This window comes from Ramlibacter sp. G4-7, from assembly GCF_057784995.1.
In genome coordinates this window covers 315282-330579 of the sequence record NZ_JBYNTT010000002.1, presented here as the reverse complement: position 1 = coordinate 330579, position 15298 = coordinate 315282, and the positions used below count along the sequence as shown (strand labels likewise).

Below are 15298 nucleotides of genomic sequence, written 5' to 3'. Positions count from 1 at the left end.
CGCGGCGATGCGAGCCTTGCGCATCTACGCCGGTCCCGCCGCGCGCGATCACATCGAGCACAACGGGCTGCGTGCCACCGACGTCGGCGTGGTGCCCGCCGCCGCGGGCGGACCGAAGGGCCTGGTGCTCGGCCCGCTGGACCGCTTCCTCTTCGGCCAGTGGCTGCCCGGCACGGACCACCCCATCCACCTTGTCGGCGCATCGATCGGTGCCTGGCGCATGGCGACGGCCTGCCTGCGCGACGCGCTGCCGGCCTTCGAGCGCCTGGAGCGCGACTACATCGCGCAGGACTACGCGCTGCCGCCGGGGCGCCGCACGCCGACGGCGGCGCACGTGTCGCAGCGCTTCAGCGAGGGCCTGGAAGCCTTTTACGGCGGGCGCATCGAGGAGGTGCTCACGCATCCGCGCTTCCGCCTGCACATCGTCACCGCGCGCGGCCGCCATGTGCTGCGGCGCGAGCACCGCATCGCCACGCCGCTCGGCTACCTGGGGGCCTTCGTCAGCAACACCCTGCACCGCAAGGCCATGGGGGCGTGGCTGGAGCGCGTGGTGTTCTCCGCGCCGCAGCAGGGCGCGCCGTGCCCGCTGCCGTTCGGCACGGGCGATTTCCCGACGCGGCAGGTGCTCCTGACGCAGGCGAACTTCCAGCCGGCGCTGCAGGCCAGCTGCTCCATTCCGTTCGTGCTGCAGGCGGTGCACGACATCCCCGGGGCGCCGCGCGGCGCCTATTGGGACGGCGGCATCACCGACTACCACCTGCACCTGAAGTACGACTGCGGCCCGGGAGCAGGCCTGGTGCTGTACCCGCATTTCCAGAAGGCCGTCGTGCCGGGATGGCTGGACAAGGCCTTGAAGTGGCGCCACCGTGCCACGGCTTTCCTGGACCGCATGATCGTGCTGGCGCCGGACCCCGAATGGGTGCGGACCTTGCCCAACGCGAAACTGCCCGACCGCACGGACTTCACGCGCTATGGGCAGGACCTGCAGGCGCGCATCCGGGACTGGACGGCGGCCGCCAGCGCGAGCCGGCAGCTGGCGGATGAATTTGCGGCGTGGCTGGAGAAGCCGGAGGCGGGGCGCGTGGAGGCGCTGTAGCGGTGGGCAAAAGCCACCTCCGGCGTTGGCAACGCTACAGCGACGCCTCCAGCATCTGCACGTAGTCCTCCCGGCTCGCCTCGCGCGGGTTGGTCTTGTGGCAGTGGTCGGCGAACGCGCCCTTGATGATCTCGTCGAACTGGAAGCGCTCCACGCCCATCGCCGCCAGGCCGGACGGCAGGCCCAGGCGCACGTTCATGTCGCGGATGGCCTCGGGAATGTCGTTGCCCGACTTCAGGCCCATGGCGCGCGCCATGCGGTCGAGGCGGCGGTCCTTCTGCACGGACGGGGCCTGCGCGTTGAAGCGCACGACGGCCGGCAGGAACATCGCATTGAGCGTCCCGTGGTGCAGGCGGGGATCGACGCCCCCCAGGCTGTGGCTGAGGGAGTGGACGCAGCCCAGCCCCTTCTGGAACGCCATGGCGCCCTGCATGGACGCGCTCATCAGGTTCAGGCGCGCCTCGCGGTCGCTGCCGTCGCGCGTGGCGCGCTCGATGTGCGCCCAGCCGCGCTCCAGGCCGTCCAGCGCGATGCCGTCCGCCGGCGGATTGAAGGCCGCGGACATGAAGGTCTCCATGCAGTGCGCGATGGCGTCCATGCCGGTGGCGGCCGTGAGCTTCGGCGGCAGGCCCATGGTGAGCTCGGGATCGCAGATCGCCGTCTTCGGCACCAGGTGCCAGGAATGGAAGCCCAGCTTGCGGTGGTCGTCCACGATGATGATCGCGCCGCGGGCCACTTCGCTGCCGGTCCCGCTGGTGGTCGGCACGGCGATCAGCGGAGCGACCTGGTCCGTGATGCGCGGCGAGCCGCCCTCGATGGTCGCGTAGCGGGTGAGGGGACCCTCGTGGGTCGCGGCAATGGCCACGCCCTTGGCGCAGTCGATGGCCGAGCCGCCGCCCACCGCGATCAGGCCGTCGCAGTTTTCCGCCCGGTAGAGGGCCGCGGCGGCGCGCACGGCGGCTTCCGTCGGGTTGGACGGCGTCTGGTCGAAGACGGCGTGCGGCAGGCCTTCCAGCGCATCCAGCGCCTTCTGCAGCACGCCGGCGGCGCGCACGCCGGCGTCGGTCACCACCAAGGGCCTGGTGATGCCGACGCGCTCGCACTCCTGCCTGAGCAGCCGGATGGCGCCGAAGTCGAACTGGATCTGGGTGACGTAGTAGATGAAGGCCATGGGTTCGTCCCTTACGATGCGGAGCCCGACTTTAATCCGCCGGCCGCGCGCCGCGCGCTTTCCAGAGTGCAATACCTTCCGCAGTTTCCCGAACTGACACCGGCCATGCGTTCGGTGCTGGAGCGCATGGCGCGGGCCGGCCACACGCCGCTGTACCGGCTGCCGCCCGTCCAGGCCCGCGCGGCGTACGAGGCCGGTGCGGGGGTGCTCGAGGTTTCCCGCCCGCAGCTCGCCCGCGTGCAGGACCTGCGGATCCCCACGCGCGACGGCCAGGGCATCCCGGCGCGGCTTTACGCCCCGTCGGACGCCAGGCTGCCCGTGCTCGTCTACTTCCATGGCGGCGGCTTCACCATCGGCAGCATCGCCAGCCACGACACCTTGTGCCGCGTGCTGGCGCGCGACGGCGGCTGCGCCGTCGTGTCGGTGGGCTACCGGCTCGCGCCCGAACACCGCTTTCCGGTCGCGGTGGACGATGCATGGGACGCCACGCAGTGGGTCGCGCGGGAAGCGGCGGCCCTCGGCCTGGACGGCTCCCGCTTCGCCCTTGGCGGCGACAGCGCCGGCGGCACGCTCGCGACGGTCTGCGCCATGCTGGCGCGCGACGCCGACCTGCCGGTGTCCCTGCAACTGCTGTTCTACCCCGGATGCGCCGCCCGCCAGGAGGCGCCCTCGCACCGCCGCTACCACGAAGGTCTGGTGCTGGAGCAGGCGCACATCGAATACTTTTTCGCCCAGTACATCGCCGACGAGGATCGCGAGGACTGGCGCTTCGCCCCCCTGAACGCGCCGGACGTGGAAGGCGTCGCGCCGGCCTGGTTCGGCCTGGCCGAATGCGACCCCCTGTGCGACGACGGCCTGCACTACGCGGATAAACTGCGCGCAGCCGGGGTCGTGGTGGACCTGGAGATCTACCGCGGCGTCACGCACGAATTCATCAAGATGGGCCGCGCGCTGCCGGAAGCCCGGCAAGCCCACGCGGATGCCGCGGCGGCCCTGCAACACGCATGGCAGGCATGAACAGAAACGAATTCCGGTTCTTCCACAAGCTGCGCGTCCGCTGGGCCGAAGTGGACATGCAGAAGATCGTCTTCAATGCCCACTACCTGATGTACTTCGACACGGCGGTGGCGGACTACTGGCGCGTTCTGGCCCTGCCTTACGAGGAAGCCATGCACCTGCTGCAGGGCGACCTCTACGTGAAGAAGGCGACCGTGGAGTTCCACGCCTCCGCCCGCATGGACGACCGGCTGGACGTCGGCCTCAAGTGCGCGCGCATCGGCAATTCCTCCATGCAGTTCCTGGGCGCGATCTTCCGCGGCGAGGAGCTGCTGATCACCTGCGAGCTGGTCTATGTGTTCGCCGATCCTGCGACGCAGACCTCGCGCCCGGTACCGCGGGCGCTGCGCGACCTGCTCCTGGGCTTCGAGGCGGGGGAGCCCGCGCTGCAGGTGAAGACCGGCAGCTGGGCCGAGCTGGGCAAGGATGCGAGCGCCATCCGCACCGAGGTGTTCGTGCGCGAACAGCGCATCCCGGCGGAGCTGGAGTGGGACGAGGAGGATGCGGGCGCCGTGCATGCCGTCGCCTACAACCGCCTCGGCCAGCCGGTCGCCACGGGGCGCCTGCTGCCGGCAACGCAGGGCATGGCGAAGATCGGGCGCATGGCGGTGCACCGGGTACTGCGCGGCTGCGGCCATGGCGAGCAGGTGCTGCGGGCGCTGGCTGGCGAGGCGCAGCGCCGCGGCGACCGCGGCATCGAGCTGCATGCGCAGCGCACCGCGCGCGACTTCTACGCGCGCCTGGGCTTCGCGGACCAGGGCGAGCCCTACGAGGAAGCCGGCATTCCGCACATCACGATGACCAGCCCCTTGCCGCTGGGGCACTGAGGGGCGATGCGCGCGCCGGCCTGGCTCCTCTCGCTGGCGTTGCTGCTCGCGCCCGCGCTCGGCGCGACGAGCGAGGAGCTGCTGCAGGACACGCTGAAGTCGGCGATCGTCGCCTTCGCCGTGCTGTCCGCCGCGCTGGCTTTCGCCTGGCAGCAGCGTACGCGGCAGGCAGCGCTTCGCTGGCACGCCGTGCTGTGGCTGCCCTTGCTGCTGTGCGCCTACGCGCTGGCAAGCATGGCCTGGTCGCACACCTACCTGGCCGGCGTGGAGGCCGTGCGCTGGTTCCTGTTCGCGCTGGCGGCGTGGCTCGCGCTGAACACCTTCACCCGCGACCGGCTCGTGGTGCTCGCCTGGTGCGTGCACGGGGGCGCCGTGCTGGCGTCGGTCTGGACCGCCTGGCAGTTCTGGGGCGCCTTGTCGCTCTTCCCGCAAGGGCCGCAGCCGGCCTCCACCTTCGTCAACCGCAACTTCTTCGCGGAGTTCGCCGTCTGCACCCTGCCGTTCGCGGCGCTGCTGCTCGCACAGGCGCGCAGCTTGCGCGCGGCCGTGGTGCTGGCGGCCAGCACCGGCTTCGTCCTGAGCGCCCTGCTCATGACCGGCGCCCGCGGGGCGCTGATCGCCATGTGGCTGCTTGTGGTGCTCGTCCTGCCGCTTGCGGGCTGGCGCTGCCGCGGCCAGCTGCAGTGCGCACGGTGGCCGCTGCGATGGCGGGCCGCGGCGCTTGGCGTTCTGCTGGGAACCGTGCTCCTGCTCGGGAGCATCCCCAGCGGCAACAGCGCGATCGTGGAAGAGGGCCATGGGGTGACCGCGATCTCGCGTGGCCTGCACCGCGCGCAGTCCATCGGGCCCTCGGACCACTCGCTGAACATCCGCATGGTGATGTGGCGCGACACGCTGCGCATGATCCAGGCCCGGCCGCTGGCGGGCGTGGGCGCGGGTGCGTGGGAAAGCGCGGTGCCGCCTTACCAGTCCGAAGGCGCGCAGGTCGAGACCGACTACTACGTGCACAACGAGTTCCTGCAGCTGGTGGCCGAGTACGGCCTTGCCGGCTGGATCTTCCTGCTCCTCCTGGCCGGGTGGCTGCTGCACGCGGCGTGGCGGACCTGGCGCGATCAGGGCGACGAGGCCGAAGCGGAACGGCCGGCACGCGTCGTTTTCCTGGCGAGCCTGCTGGCCTTGATGGTGGTCAGCACCATCGGCTTTCCCTGGCGGCTGGCCGCGACAGGCCTGCTGTTCGCGGTCTGCGTCGGCGGGCTTGCGGCGTCGCAGGCGCGGCTCGCGCCGGTTTCGCGCTGGCTCGCCCGCCCGCTGCGCTGGTCGCCGGCGATCGCGTCCGGGGCCGCATTCGCCTGCGCGGCAGGCCTCGTGCTTGCGAGCCATGTCACCGTGCAGGCCGTCCGCGCGGAAAGCAAGCTGGTGGGCGCGGCACGGCTGGCGATGGGCATCACGGCGTCCGGCCATCCGCAGGACCCGCGCCTGGCGCCCGCCAGGGCGCAGGTGCTGCGCCTCGTGCAGGAAGGCGTCGCCCTCCATCCGCACTACCGCAAGGTCACGCCCATCGTCGGTGACGAAATGGCGCGCTGGGGCGACTGGGCCGATGCGATCTGGGTGTGGCAAAGCGTGCTGGCTTCGCGCCCGCAGGTGGTGGCGCTGCTCACGAACGTGGCGCGCGGGTACGACATGCTGGGCCGGCACGACGAGGCCATGGCGGCCCTGGAGCGCGCACGGGCGGTGCAGCCGCGCGCCGCGTCGGTGCGTTCCCTCGAAGTGCTCCTGCTGGCGCGCTCAGGACAGGAGCCGCTGGCGCTGCAACGCGCGCAGGCGACGCTGGCCGAGGGCGTCTTCGACTACGACCTGGTGAACACGTGCTACGTGCTGGCCTTGCGCGCGGGCGACCTTGCGCTGGCGCAGGCGATGCTGCAGCGGCGCATGCGCGACTGGCCGGAGAGCCGCGCGCGCGGATTGGTCGAACTGGGCCTGCTGCACCTGCAGGCCTCCGGCGATGCGGACAAGGCGCTGGCGGCCTTTCGCCTCGGCATCACGACGGCTTCGCCCGCCGAGCGGCCGCAACTGCTGCAACTGGTGCCCGCGAGCTATCGCGAACGCCTTCAGACGTCCGCGAGCAGCAGGTAGGGCAGGGGCAGCAGGGTGAGCGCGGGGCCCTCGGCGCGCTGCGCATGCAGGTCGCCGGCTTCGGCCGCCGACACCTGCAGCGAGACGATCGCATCCCAGCCGCCATTCGGCGCCGGTGCCGCCAGCGCGACCAGGCCCACGGGTTGCTCCGCATCGGCCGCCTGGAACACTTCCTGGCCGGCCGCGAGCTCCGCATCCGCATGCACGATGAAGGCGCGGCGCTTGAGCGTGCCGCGGAACTGGCTGCGCGCCACCACTTCCTGGCCGGGATAGCAGCCCTTCTTGAAGTTCACGCCGCCCACCGATTCGTAATTGAGCATCTGCGGCACGAAGGCTTCGACCACGGGCGCAGTGATGCGCGCGATGCCGCTGCGCACCTCGCCCCACAGCCACGAGGCCGGATCCAGCGCGGGACCGGACGGTGCGGGCGTGCCTGCCGGCGCGACCCACAAGGCGCGCGACCGGCCATCGGCCGGATAGAGCTGGACGCGCACGGCCTCGCCTTCGCGCGTGAGCGACCAGGGCGCGCTGCCGGCCGGTTCTCCCGCGATGCCGTGCAGGGCGAACTCCGTACTGGCGTCGCTGAGCTTCGCCTTGGCCCGCAGCACGAACATGGACAGGCGCTTGAGCGTGGCCGGCAGCACGTCGCGGCTGCATACCAGCAGGATCTCGTCGTCGGCGCGCTTGAAGGCCACGAAGCTGGCCAGCATGCGGCCCTTGGCGTTGCAGAAGGCGGCCAGCCGGGCCTCGCCCGGCCCGAGCAGGGCGAAATCCTGGGTCAGCTGGCCGTGCAGGAACTTGGCCGCCTCCTCGCCCTGGGCGCGGATGACGCCGAGGTGGGGCAGGGAAGCGACACCGTGGAAGGGATGCGACATGGCCTGAATTATCATGGCCCGGACATACCAAGGACGAAGCAGGGACGTGCGCCGCTTTTTCAGAACCGTCTTTCTGCTGGCCCTGCTCGCCGCCCTCGGCGCCGGCGCGGCCGGCTGGTGGTGGCTGCAGCATCCACTGCCGCTGCCCGCGAACAGCCCTTCGGTCGACCTGTCGATCGAGCCGGGCACGCTGCCCCGCGGCGTGGCGCAGGCGGTGCGCGACGCCGGCGTGGCCGTCGACCCGCGGCTGCTGTTCGCCTGGTTCCGCCTCTCGGGCCAGGCCCACAAGATCAAGGCCGGCAGCTACGAGCTGGAGCGCGGCATCACCCCGCAGCGGCTGCTGGACAAGCTCGCGCGCGGCGAGGAGTCGCTGCGCGCCGTCACGCTGGTGGAAGGCTGGAACTGGCGGCAGGTGCGCGCCGCGCTTGCCAAGGCCGACCAGCTGCGCCCGGACACCGCGCAGCTGAGCGACGCCGACCTGATGAAGACTCTGGGCCGTCCCGGCGTGGCGCCCGAAGGCCGCTTCTTCCCGGACACGTACACCTATTCCAGGGGCTCCAGCGACGTGAAGGTGCTGCAGCGCGCGCTGCGTGCCATGGACAAGCGCCTGGCCGACGCCTGGACGCATCGCAGCCAGCGATCGATCCTGAAGACGCCGGAGGAGGCGCTGGTCCTCGCCAGCATCGTGGAGAAGGAAACGGGCAAGGCCGCCGACCGCACGCTGATCGCCGCCGTGTTCCAGAACCGGCTGCGCGTGGGCATGCCGCTGCAGACCGACCCGACCGTCATCTACGGCCTGGGCGAGCGCTTCGACGGCAACCTGCGCAAGGTGGACCTGCAGACCGACTCGCCCTACAACACCTACCTGCGCCCGGGCCTGCCGCCCACGCCGATCGCCATGCCGGGCAAGGCTTCGCTGCTGGCGGCGGTGCAGCCGGCCGCCGGCAACTTCCTCTATTTCGTGGCCCGGGGCGACGGCAGCAGCCATTTCAGCGCCTCGCTCGACGAGCACAACCGGGCGGTCAACAAGTACCAGCGCGGGCAATGAGCGGGCTGTTCATCAGCTTCGAAGGCATCGACGGCGCGGGCAAGTCGACGCACATCGAGGCGCTGGCGCAGGCGCTGCGCGCGAAGGGACGCACGGTGGTGCTCACGCGCGAACCCGGTGGCACGCCGCTGGCGGAGAAGCTGCGCGCGCTGGCCCTCAAGGAGCCGATGGACCCGCTCACCGAAGCCCTGGTGATGTTCGCCGCCCGCCGCGACCACCTGCAGCAGGTGATCGAGCCGGCGCTCGCCCGCGGCGATGCCGTGCTGTGCGACCGCTTCACCGACGCCACCTTCGCCTACCAGGGCGCGGGCCGCGGCTTCGACCTGGAGGTGCTCGGCACGCTGGAGCGCTGGGTGCAGTCGGTGCCGCTGCTGGCAGCGCCGCGCATCCGCCAGCCCGATGTGACCGTCTGGTTCGACCTGCCCGCCGCCGTGGCGGCCCAGCGCCTGGCCGGCGCCCGGGTGCCGGACAAGTTCGAGGCACAGCCGCAGGCCTTCTTCGAGCGGGTCGCCGCGGGCTACGCCGCGCGCGCGCAGGCCGATCCCGGGCGCTTCCTGCGCGTGGCGGCCGACCAGCCGCGCGAGTCCGTCTGGAAGGACGTGGAAGAGGGATTGCGGAAGAGGGGGGTGCTGTGAACGCGCCCTGGATCCAGGCGCAGCTGCGCCAGCTGCTGGCACAGCGCGGTCATGCGTGGCTGCTGCACGGGCCGTCCGGACTTGGACAGTACAAGCTGGCCCTCGCGCTCGCCCAGGCCTGGCTGTGCGACCGGCCCACGGCCGATGGCGCCTGCGGCCACTGCGACAGCTGCCACCAGGTGGAGGTGCGCTCGCACACCGACCTCGCGGTGCTCATGCCCGAGACCGTGATGCTGGAGCTGGGCTGGCCGCTGGGCGAGAAGGCCCAGGCCGACATCGACGACAAGAAGCGCAAGCCAAGCCGCGAGATCCGCGTGGACGCCATGCGCGACGCGCTCGAATTCGCGCAGCGCACCAGCGGCCGCGGCCGCGGCAAGGTGGTGATGGTCTATCCGGCCGAACGCATGAACCAGGTGACGGCCAACGCGCTGCTCAAGACCCTGGAGGAGCCGCCGGGCGACGTGCGCTTCGTGCTGGCGACCGAGGCGGCGCACCAGCTGCTGCCCACCATCCGCAGCCGCTGCCTGGGCCACACGCTTGCATGGCCGGAGGCGGACGAAGCGGTGGCCTGGCTGCAGCAGCAGGGCGTCGCCCCCGCCGCCGCACCCGGCTTGCTGAAGGCCTCCGGCGGCCGGCCGGAAGACGCCTTGCGCCTGCACGCGGCCGGACTGGATGCCCGCACCTGGTCGCAATGGCCCAAGGCGTTGGTTCGGGGCGACATCGGGCCGCTGGCGAACTGGGGTCCGCCGCAGGTGGTGGAGGCCTTCCAGAAACTGTGCCACGACCTGCTGGCGCTGCGTTCCGGGGCGCAACCACGCTTTTTCGAGGCGAACGACCTGCCTGCGGCCGCTTCGCTGCCGGCCCTGACGGCGTGGTGGCGCAGCCTGGCCGCGACATCCCGCACGGTCGACCATCCTTTCAACGCCGGACTGATGCTGGAAGACCTTGTGGCGCAGGCGAGGGCAGCTCTACACTCGAAAGCCTGACCATGGCCACCACACCCGCTCCCGTCCTCGCCGGCGCCACCCCGCGTCCGAGCGTCATCCAGCTCGCGATCAAGGAAAAGGCGGCGCTCTATGCCGCGTACATCCCGCTGTTCGCGGACGGCGGCGTGTTCATCCCGACGACGCGCGACTACAAGCTCGGCGACGACGTGTACGTGCTGCTGTCGCTGCCGGACGACCCGCAGCGCTACCCCGTGGCCGGCAAGGTCGCCTGGGTCACGCCGGCGCGCGCCGCGGCCAACCGCACCCAGGGCGTGGGCGTGCGGTTCCCTTCGGACGACAAGTCCAAGCTGCTGAAGGTGAAGATCGAGGAGATCCTCGGCGGCCACCTCGCTTCCGAGCGCCCGACGCAGACCATCTGATTCCCTAGAATCGGGGTTTCCAGCAGCGCCGCCCGGCTCCGCCGCGCGGCGCGCCTGCTTTTGCCGCCATGTTCGTCGACTCCCACTGCCACCTCAGCTTCCCCGAGCTCCAGTCCCAGCTGCCGCAAATCCGCCAGGCCATGGCCGAGGCGCAGGTCGACCGGGCCCTGTGCATCTGCACGACGCTGGAGGAGTTCGAGGACGTCCATGCGCTGGCGATGGGCTACGACAATTTCTGGGCTTCGGCGGGCGTGCACCCGGACACCGAGAACCTGGCCGAGCCCTCGGTGGAGACCTTGCTGCAACTGGCGGCACGCCCCAAGGTGGTGGGCATCGGCGAGACCGGCCTGGACTACTACGACATGGAAGGCCGCAAGGGCGGCCGCACGGTGGCCGACATGGAGTGGCAGCGCGAACGCTTTCGCGTGCACATCCGCGCGGCCCAGGCCTGCCGCAAGCCGCTGATCATCCACACGCGCTCGGCCTCGGAGGACACGGTGGCGATCCTGAAGGAGGAGGGCGAGGACGGCTCCGCGGGCGCGGCCGGCGGCGTCTTCCACTGCTTCACCGAGACCATGGAGGTCGCGCGGGCGGCGCTGGACCTGGGCTTCCACATCTCCTTTTCCGGCATCCTCACGTTCAAGAGCGCGGCCGACCTGCGCGAGGTGGCCAGGTTCGTGCCCCTGGACCGGATGCTGATCGAGACCGACAGCCCTTACCTCGCGCCGGTGCCCTACCGCGGCAAGGTGAACAACCCGTCGTACGTGCCCCATGTCGCGCGCCAGATCGGCGAGTTGCGCGGCCTGAGCGCGGAGGCCGTCGGCGCGCTCACCAGCCGCAATTTCGAGACGCTGTTCAGTGGGGTCAAATCATGAGAAAGCACCTGAAGTTCGCCTTCTATCACCTTCTGGCGCTTGCACTTTCCATCGCACATGCAGGCTCGTACGAGGACTTCTTCCAGGCCGTCAAGCGCGACGACGCCAGGCAGATCAACGAGCTGCTGCGGCGCGGTTTCGATCCCAACACGATCGATCCGTCGGGCCGTCCCGGCCTGTTCATCGCCCTGCAGGAAGGCGCGCTGAAAGCCGCGGACGCCCTGGTCGACTGGCCCAAGACCAAGGTGGAGTGGCGCAACGCCAAGGACGAAAGCCCGCTGATGCTGGCGGCCCTGAAGGGCCACAAGGAGCTGGTGCGCAAGCTGATCGCCCGCGACGCGGACGTCAACAAGCCGGGTTGGGCGCCGCTGCACTACGCGGCCACGGGCGGCCACCTGGAGATCATGCTGATGCTGCTGGAAGAGCACGCCTTCATCGACGCGCAGTCGCCCAACAAGTCGACGCCGCTGATGATGGCGGCCATGTACGGCTCGACCCCGGCCGTGCGGCTGCTGCTGGAAGCCGGGGCGGACCCGATGATGCGCAACGAGCTGGGCATGTCCGCCGTGGACTTCGCCCAGCGCGCCAACCGGCCGGACGCGGCCCAGCTTATCGCCGCGGCGATCCGCGATCGGCAGCCAAAAGGCAAGTGGTGACAGGCACTTGCCCTGGGAACTTCATGCGGCTCGCGGGCCGCGCGGGAGGCTCATTGGCCGCTGCAGGCGTTGATCAGCTCGACCCCCGCGGACATGGTGCTGGTGTCGGCGCGGCAGCGCGCCATGTCGGCATAGCGGCCCTGGACCAGGACGCCGGGCGGGTTGTAGCGCAGCGTGGCGCGAGCCTGCAGGCCTGCGGCCGGTTCGGCCTGGCAGCGCGCGGCGCGGCCGGCCAGCGCCTCGACGCGGCGGCAGAACGCGTCGTCCGGATACTCGAACTCGCGGATGGCGTTGCCGCTGCTGTCGCGGTAGACCAGATGCTTGCCGGGCGGACCGGCCGGGGCGGTCGACTGCGAAGCACAGCCTGCGAGGACCGCGAAGAGGACGACGATGGAAAGTCGGGTGGGCAGCAGCATGGGAATCTCCCTTGTGGCGGTCGGATGACCATACGAGACCAGCGACCGGGTTTTTACAAGGAATTGCAGTGCTTGGGGGCTCGCCGTAACCACCCGCCACACTGATACGATGCGTATTATGTCAAATCAACAAGAGACCGAGCGTACGGCCGTCCAGGAAGGCGAAGTCCTGTGGACGCCCTCCGCCGACCGCGTCGCTGCTTCCCGCCTGGCCGACTACCAGCGCTGGCTCGCGCAGCAACGTGGCCTGCGCTTCGATGGCTACGAATCGCTGTGGCAATGGTCGGTCGCCGAACTCGACACCTTCTGGCGCACGGTCTGGGACTTCTTTGCCGTGCAGGCGGATGGCTCGCCCGAGCCCGTGCTCGCCGCACGCGCGATGCCCGGTGCGCAGTGGTTCCCGAACGCGCGGCTGAACTACGCCGAACACGTCTTTCGCAATGCCACGCAGTCCAGGCCGGCGATCGTGGCGCGCGACGAAGCCGGCGTGCGCGAAGTCTCCTGGCAGGCGCTGCAGGACCAGGTCGGCGCGCTCGCCGCGAAATTGCGGTCCCTGGGCATCCGGGCCGGCGACCGCGTCGCGGCCTACTTGCCGAACCAGCCGGAAACCGTCGTTGCCTTCCTGGCCTGCGCCAGCCTGGGCGCGGTCTGGTCCAGTTGCGCGACGGACATGGGCCCGTCCGTGGTGCTGGATCGCCTCAAGCAGATCGAACCCCGGCTGCTGCTGGCCTCCGACAGCTACCGCTACAACGGCAAGACGCACGACCGCGAAGCAGTGGTGACGCAGCTCCTGCGCGAGTTGCCGGGTGTCCAGCACGTGATCCACGTGCCCGGTCCGCTGGCGACCCAGCGTCCGGCCACCTGGCGTGATCGCATCGACTGGCAGGACGCGATCGGCACGCCGGCCGAACTGCGCTTCGAGCGCCTGCCGTTCGATCACCCCTTGTGGATCGTCTATTCCTCGGGGACCACCGGGCTGCCCAAGGCCATGGTCCACGGGCACGGCGGCATCGTGCTCACGCACCTGAAGACCATGGCGCTGCAGCACGACGTGCGGCCCGGCGACCGCATGATGTTCCTGGGCAGCACCGGCTGGATCGTCTGGAACCTGCAGGTGGGCGCGCTGCTCATGGGCGCATCGGTGGTCCTGTACGACGGCAACCCCGCCTGGCCCGACGCGCAGGCGCTGTGGCGCTTTGTCGACCAGCAGGGCGTCACCCTCCTCGGCTGCGGCGCGGCCTTACTGGTCAACTGCATGAAGGAGGGCGTGCGGCCGCGCGAGTTCGCGCGCTTCGACCAGCTGCGGGCGATCAACTCCACCGGGTCGCCGCTGCCCATCGACGCTTACCTCTGGGTGTACGACGCGGTGAAGCCGGACCTGTGGCTTGCCTCCATCAGCGGCGGCACCGACATCGCCTCGGGCTTCGTGGCCTGCGCACCCTCGCTGCCGGTCACGGCGGGAGAGATCCAGTGCCGCGAACTCGGTGTCGCGGCCTATGCCTTCGACGAGGCCGGCAAGCCGGTCGTCGAGGAGGTCGGTGAACTGGTGGTCACCCAGCCCATGCCGTCCATGCCCCTGTTCTTCTGGAACGACCCGCAAGGACAGCGCTACCGCGAGAGTTACTTCGAGACCTTCCCGGGTGTCTGGCGGCATGGCGACTGGATCCGCTTCACGCAGCGCGGCACCGCGGTCATCTACGGCCGTTCCGACAGCACGATCAACCGCTTCGGCATCCGCATGGGCACGGCGGAGATCTACCGTGTCGTCGAGGAACTGCCCGAGGTGCGCGACAGCCTGGTGGTGGACCTCGAATACCTCGGGCGGCCCTCCTTCCTCGCGCTCTTCGTCGTGCTGCAGCCCGGCCACGTGCTGGACGAGGCGCTGAAGAAGAAGATCTTCGACCAGATCCGGACCAAGGCGTCGGCCCGCCACGTGCCCAACGAGGCGTATGCCGTCGCCGAGGTGCCGCGCACGCTCACGGGCAAGAAGATGGAAGTGCCCGTGCGCAAGCTCCTGCTCGGCGCCGCGCCGCAAAAGGTCGCGAGTCCGGACGCGATGGCCAATCCCGCGAGCCTGGACTTCTTCGTGAAGCTGGCGCGCGAACTCAACCCGTCCTGATGCAGGTTTCGCAGCTGCGCGAACGGCTGCGCGCCGCGGGCGCCGGGCCCAGCCATGCCTACCGCGTGCTGCGCCTGTGGGCCAACGCCCTGCCGCAGTCCGGGGGCAAGCGCCGGCCGGAGCACTTCCTGCCCTCTTCCCTGCTGGCCGCCCTGCCCTCCATCGAGCAGGACCTCGCCGGTCTCGCGCGCCTGCACTCCGCCCATCCCGCGCAGGACGGCTCCGAACGCCTGCTCGTGCAGCTCGGCGACGGCCAGACGGTCGAAAGCGTGCTGCTGCCCCGCGACGGCCTGTGCATCTCCTCGCAGGTGGGCTGCGCAGTCAAGTGCGTGTTCTGCATGACGGGACGCGACGGCCTGATCCGGCAGCTGGGAAGCGCGGAGATGGTCGCGCAGGTGGCACTGGCGCGCAAGCGCCGCGCCGTGAAGAAGGTCGTCTTCATGGGCATGGGCGAGCCGGCGCACAACCTCGACAACGTGCTCGAAGCGATCGAGCTGCTGGGAACCGCGGGCAACATCGGCCACAAGAACCTGGTGTTCTCCACCGTGGGCGACCCGCGCGTGTTCGAGCGCCTGCCCGCCTGCCCCGTCAAGCCCGCGCTGGCCCTCTCGCTGCACACGACGAAGAAGGAGCTGCGCGATCAATTGCTTCCGCGGGCTCCGCGCATGACGCCCGCGGAACTGGTCGACGCGGGCGAGCGCTATGCGCGTGCGACCGGCTATCCGATCCAGTACCAGTGGACCTTGCTGGAGGGCGTCAACGACGGCGAGGACGAGATCGAAGGCATCGTGCAGCTGCTCTCGGGCAAGTACGGCGTGCTGAACATGATCCCGTTCAACAAGGTGGAAGGCCTGGACTTCCGCCGTCCGTCCTGGGAGCGGGCCGCCGAGATCGCGCGCACCTTGCACCGCCGCGGCATCCTCACCAAGCTGCGGCACTCCGCCGGGCAGGACGTGGACGGCGGCTGCGGGCAGCTGCGCGCGCGCGCCGCCGCGACCATCCCGCTGACGCTGCAGCGGGCCTGA

15 protein-coding genes are annotated in these 15298 nt (G+C 70.5%); 12 read left to right on the top strand and 3 right to left on the bottom strand.

Translation table 11 applies throughout. The features are described 5' to 3' along the window. The first annotated feature begins 7 nt into the window (after positions 1-7). Entirely contained in the window at positions 8-1096 is a 1089-nt protein-coding gene (locus AC3EGR_RS04550; protein ID WP_488545253.1) for a patatin-like phospholipase domain-containing protein, read from the top strand. Between the two features lie 34 nt (positions 1097-1130). Here AC3EGR_RS04550 and AC3EGR_RS04545 read toward each other — a convergent pair whose 3' ends face one another. Next, positions 1131-2267, bottom strand: a complete 1137-nt coding sequence (locus AC3EGR_RS04545; RefSeq protein WP_488545252.1) for an iron-containing alcohol dehydrogenase — start codon at positions 2265-2267, stop codon at positions 1131-1133. A 105-nt stretch (positions 2268-2372) separates the two neighbouring features. Between AC3EGR_RS04545 and AC3EGR_RS04540 the strand changes: the two genes are divergently transcribed. The 3 genes from AC3EGR_RS04540 to AC3EGR_RS04530 are packed head-to-tail and all read left to right on the top strand — an operon-like array spanning position 2373 to position 6283. Then, positions 2373-3284 carry an alpha/beta hydrolase gene (locus tag AC3EGR_RS04540; protein WP_488545251.1) on the top strand — a complete coding sequence of 304 codons (912 nt, stop codon included), beginning with the start codon at positions 2373-2375 and terminating at the stop codon, positions 3282-3284. Further along, positions 3281-4150 carry a YbgC/FadM family acyl-CoA thioesterase gene (locus AC3EGR_RS04535; protein WP_488545250.1) on the top strand — a complete coding sequence of 290 codons (870 nt, stop codon included), beginning with the start codon at positions 3281-3283 and terminating at the stop codon, positions 4148-4150. The genes AC3EGR_RS04540 and AC3EGR_RS04535 overlap by 4 nt, the downstream gene beginning before the upstream one ends. Before the next feature lie 6 nt (positions 4151-4156). Beyond that, positions 4157-6283: an O-antigen ligase family protein gene (locus tag AC3EGR_RS04530; protein ID WP_488545249.1), complete on the top strand. Its 2127-nt coding sequence runs from the start codon at positions 4157-4159 to the stop codon at positions 6281-6283. Here AC3EGR_RS04530 and ygfZ read toward each other — a convergent pair. Further along, positions 6259-7158, bottom strand: coding sequence for a CAF17-like 4Fe-4S cluster assembly/insertion protein YgfZ (ygfZ, locus tag AC3EGR_RS04525; protein ID WP_488545248.1), 900 nt, complete (start codon positions 7156-7158; stop codon positions 6259-6261). The genes AC3EGR_RS04530 and ygfZ overlap by 25 nt on opposite strands. Before the next feature lie 46 nt (positions 7159-7204). Between ygfZ and mltG the strand changes: the two genes are divergently transcribed. From mltG to AC3EGR_RS04495, 6 genes are all read left to right on the top strand, one after another. Next, a complete protein-coding gene (gene mltG / locus AC3EGR_RS04520) occupies positions 7205-8206 on the top strand; it encodes an endolytic transglycosylase MltG (RefSeq protein WP_488545247.1) in 1002 nt (333 codons plus the stop codon). After that, positions 8203-8841: a dTMP kinase gene (tmk, locus tag AC3EGR_RS04515; protein ID WP_488545246.1), complete on the top strand. Its 639-nt coding sequence runs from the start codon at positions 8203-8205 to the stop codon at positions 8839-8841. The genes mltG and tmk overlap by 4 nt, the downstream gene beginning before the upstream one ends. Continuing rightward, the gene (holB, locus tag AC3EGR_RS04510; protein WP_488545245.1) at positions 8838-9827 is read left to right on the top strand and encodes a DNA polymerase III subunit delta'; all 990 of its coding nucleotides are present in this window, start codon (positions 8838-8840) and stop codon (positions 9825-9827) included. The genes tmk and holB overlap by 4 nt, the downstream gene beginning before the upstream one ends. A 2-nt stretch (positions 9828-9829) precedes the next feature. After that, on the top strand, positions 9830-10207 hold the full coding sequence (locus AC3EGR_RS04505; RefSeq protein ID WP_488545244.1) for a PilZ domain-containing protein: 378 nt from the start codon (positions 9830-9832) through the stop codon (positions 10205-10207). Between the two features lie 68 nt (positions 10208-10275). Beyond that, entirely contained in the window at positions 10276-11082 is an 807-nt protein-coding gene (locus tag AC3EGR_RS04500) for a TatD family hydrolase (protein ID WP_488545243.1), read from the top strand. Beyond that, on the top strand, positions 11079-11738 hold the full coding sequence (locus AC3EGR_RS04495; protein WP_488545242.1) for an ankyrin repeat domain-containing protein: 660 nt from the start codon (positions 11079-11081) through the stop codon (positions 11736-11738). Before AC3EGR_RS04500 ends, AC3EGR_RS04495 begins: the two co-directional genes overlap by 4 nt. Positions 11739-11788: 50 nt before the next feature. Here the strand turns inward: AC3EGR_RS04495 and AC3EGR_RS04490 are convergent, their stop codons facing one another. After that, positions 11789-12154 (bottom strand): hypothetical protein, encoded by a 366-nt coding sequence (locus tag AC3EGR_RS04490; protein WP_488545241.1) that lies wholly within the window; start codon positions 12152-12154, stop codon positions 11789-11791. A gap of 118 nt (positions 12155-12272) precedes the next feature. Between AC3EGR_RS04490 and AC3EGR_RS04485 the strand changes: the two genes are divergently transcribed. Both AC3EGR_RS04485 and AC3EGR_RS04480 read left to right on the top strand, forming a co-directional pair. Next, positions 12273-14273 (top strand): acetoacetate--CoA ligase, encoded by a 2001-nt coding sequence (locus AC3EGR_RS04485; RefSeq protein ID WP_488545240.1) that lies wholly within the window; start codon positions 12273-12275, stop codon positions 14271-14273. Beyond that, a complete protein-coding gene (locus AC3EGR_RS04480; RefSeq protein WP_488545239.1) occupies positions 14273-15298 on the top strand; it encodes an RNA methyltransferase in 1026 nt (341 codons plus the stop codon). The genes AC3EGR_RS04485 and AC3EGR_RS04480 overlap by 1 nt, the downstream gene beginning before the upstream one ends.

Coding starts and splice junctions, on each gene's coding strand:
- AC3EGR_RS04500 (WP_488545243.1), top strand. CDS start 10,276: ATGTTCGTCGACTCCCACTGCCACCTCAGCTTCCCCGAGCTCCAGTCC.
- AC3EGR_RS04550 (WP_488545253.1), top strand. CDS start 8: ATGCGAGCCTTGCGCATCTACGCCGGTCCCGCCGCGCGCGATCACATC.
- AC3EGR_RS04505 (WP_488545244.1), top strand. CDS start 9,830: ATGGCCACCACACCCGCTCCCGTCCTCGCCGGCGCCACCCCGCGTCCG.
- AC3EGR_RS04480 (WP_488545239.1), top strand. CDS start 14,273: ATGCAGGTTTCGCAGCTGCGCGAACGGCTGCGCGCCGCGGGCGCCGGG.
- AC3EGR_RS04490 (WP_488545241.1), bottom strand. CDS start 12,154: ATGCTGCTGCCCACCCGACTTTCCATCGTCGTCCTCTTCGCGGTCCTC.
- tmk (WP_488545246.1), top strand. CDS start 8,203: ATGAGCGGGCTGTTCATCAGCTTCGAAGGCATCGACGGCGCGGGCAAG.
- AC3EGR_RS04540 (WP_488545251.1), top strand. CDS start 2,373: ATGCGTTCGGTGCTGGAGCGCATGGCGCGGGCCGGCCACACGCCGCTG.
- AC3EGR_RS04495 (WP_488545242.1), top strand. CDS start 11,079: ATGAGAAAGCACCTGAAGTTCGCCTTCTATCACCTTCTGGCGCTTGCA.
- AC3EGR_RS04530 (WP_488545249.1), top strand. CDS start 4,157: ATGCGCGCGCCGGCCTGGCTCCTCTCGCTGGCGTTGCTGCTCGCGCCC.
- AC3EGR_RS04535 (WP_488545250.1), top strand. CDS start 3,281: ATGAACAGAAACGAATTCCGGTTCTTCCACAAGCTGCGCGTCCGCTGG.
- ygfZ (WP_488545248.1), bottom strand. CDS start 7,158: ATGTCGCATCCCTTCCACGGTGTCGCTTCCCTGCCCCACCTCGGCGTC.
- AC3EGR_RS04485 (WP_488545240.1), top strand. CDS start 12,273: ATGTCAAATCAACAAGAGACCGAGCGTACGGCCGTCCAGGAAGGCGAA.
- AC3EGR_RS04545 (WP_488545252.1), bottom strand. CDS start 2,267: ATGGCCTTCATCTACTACGTCACCCAGATCCAGTTCGACTTCGGCGCC.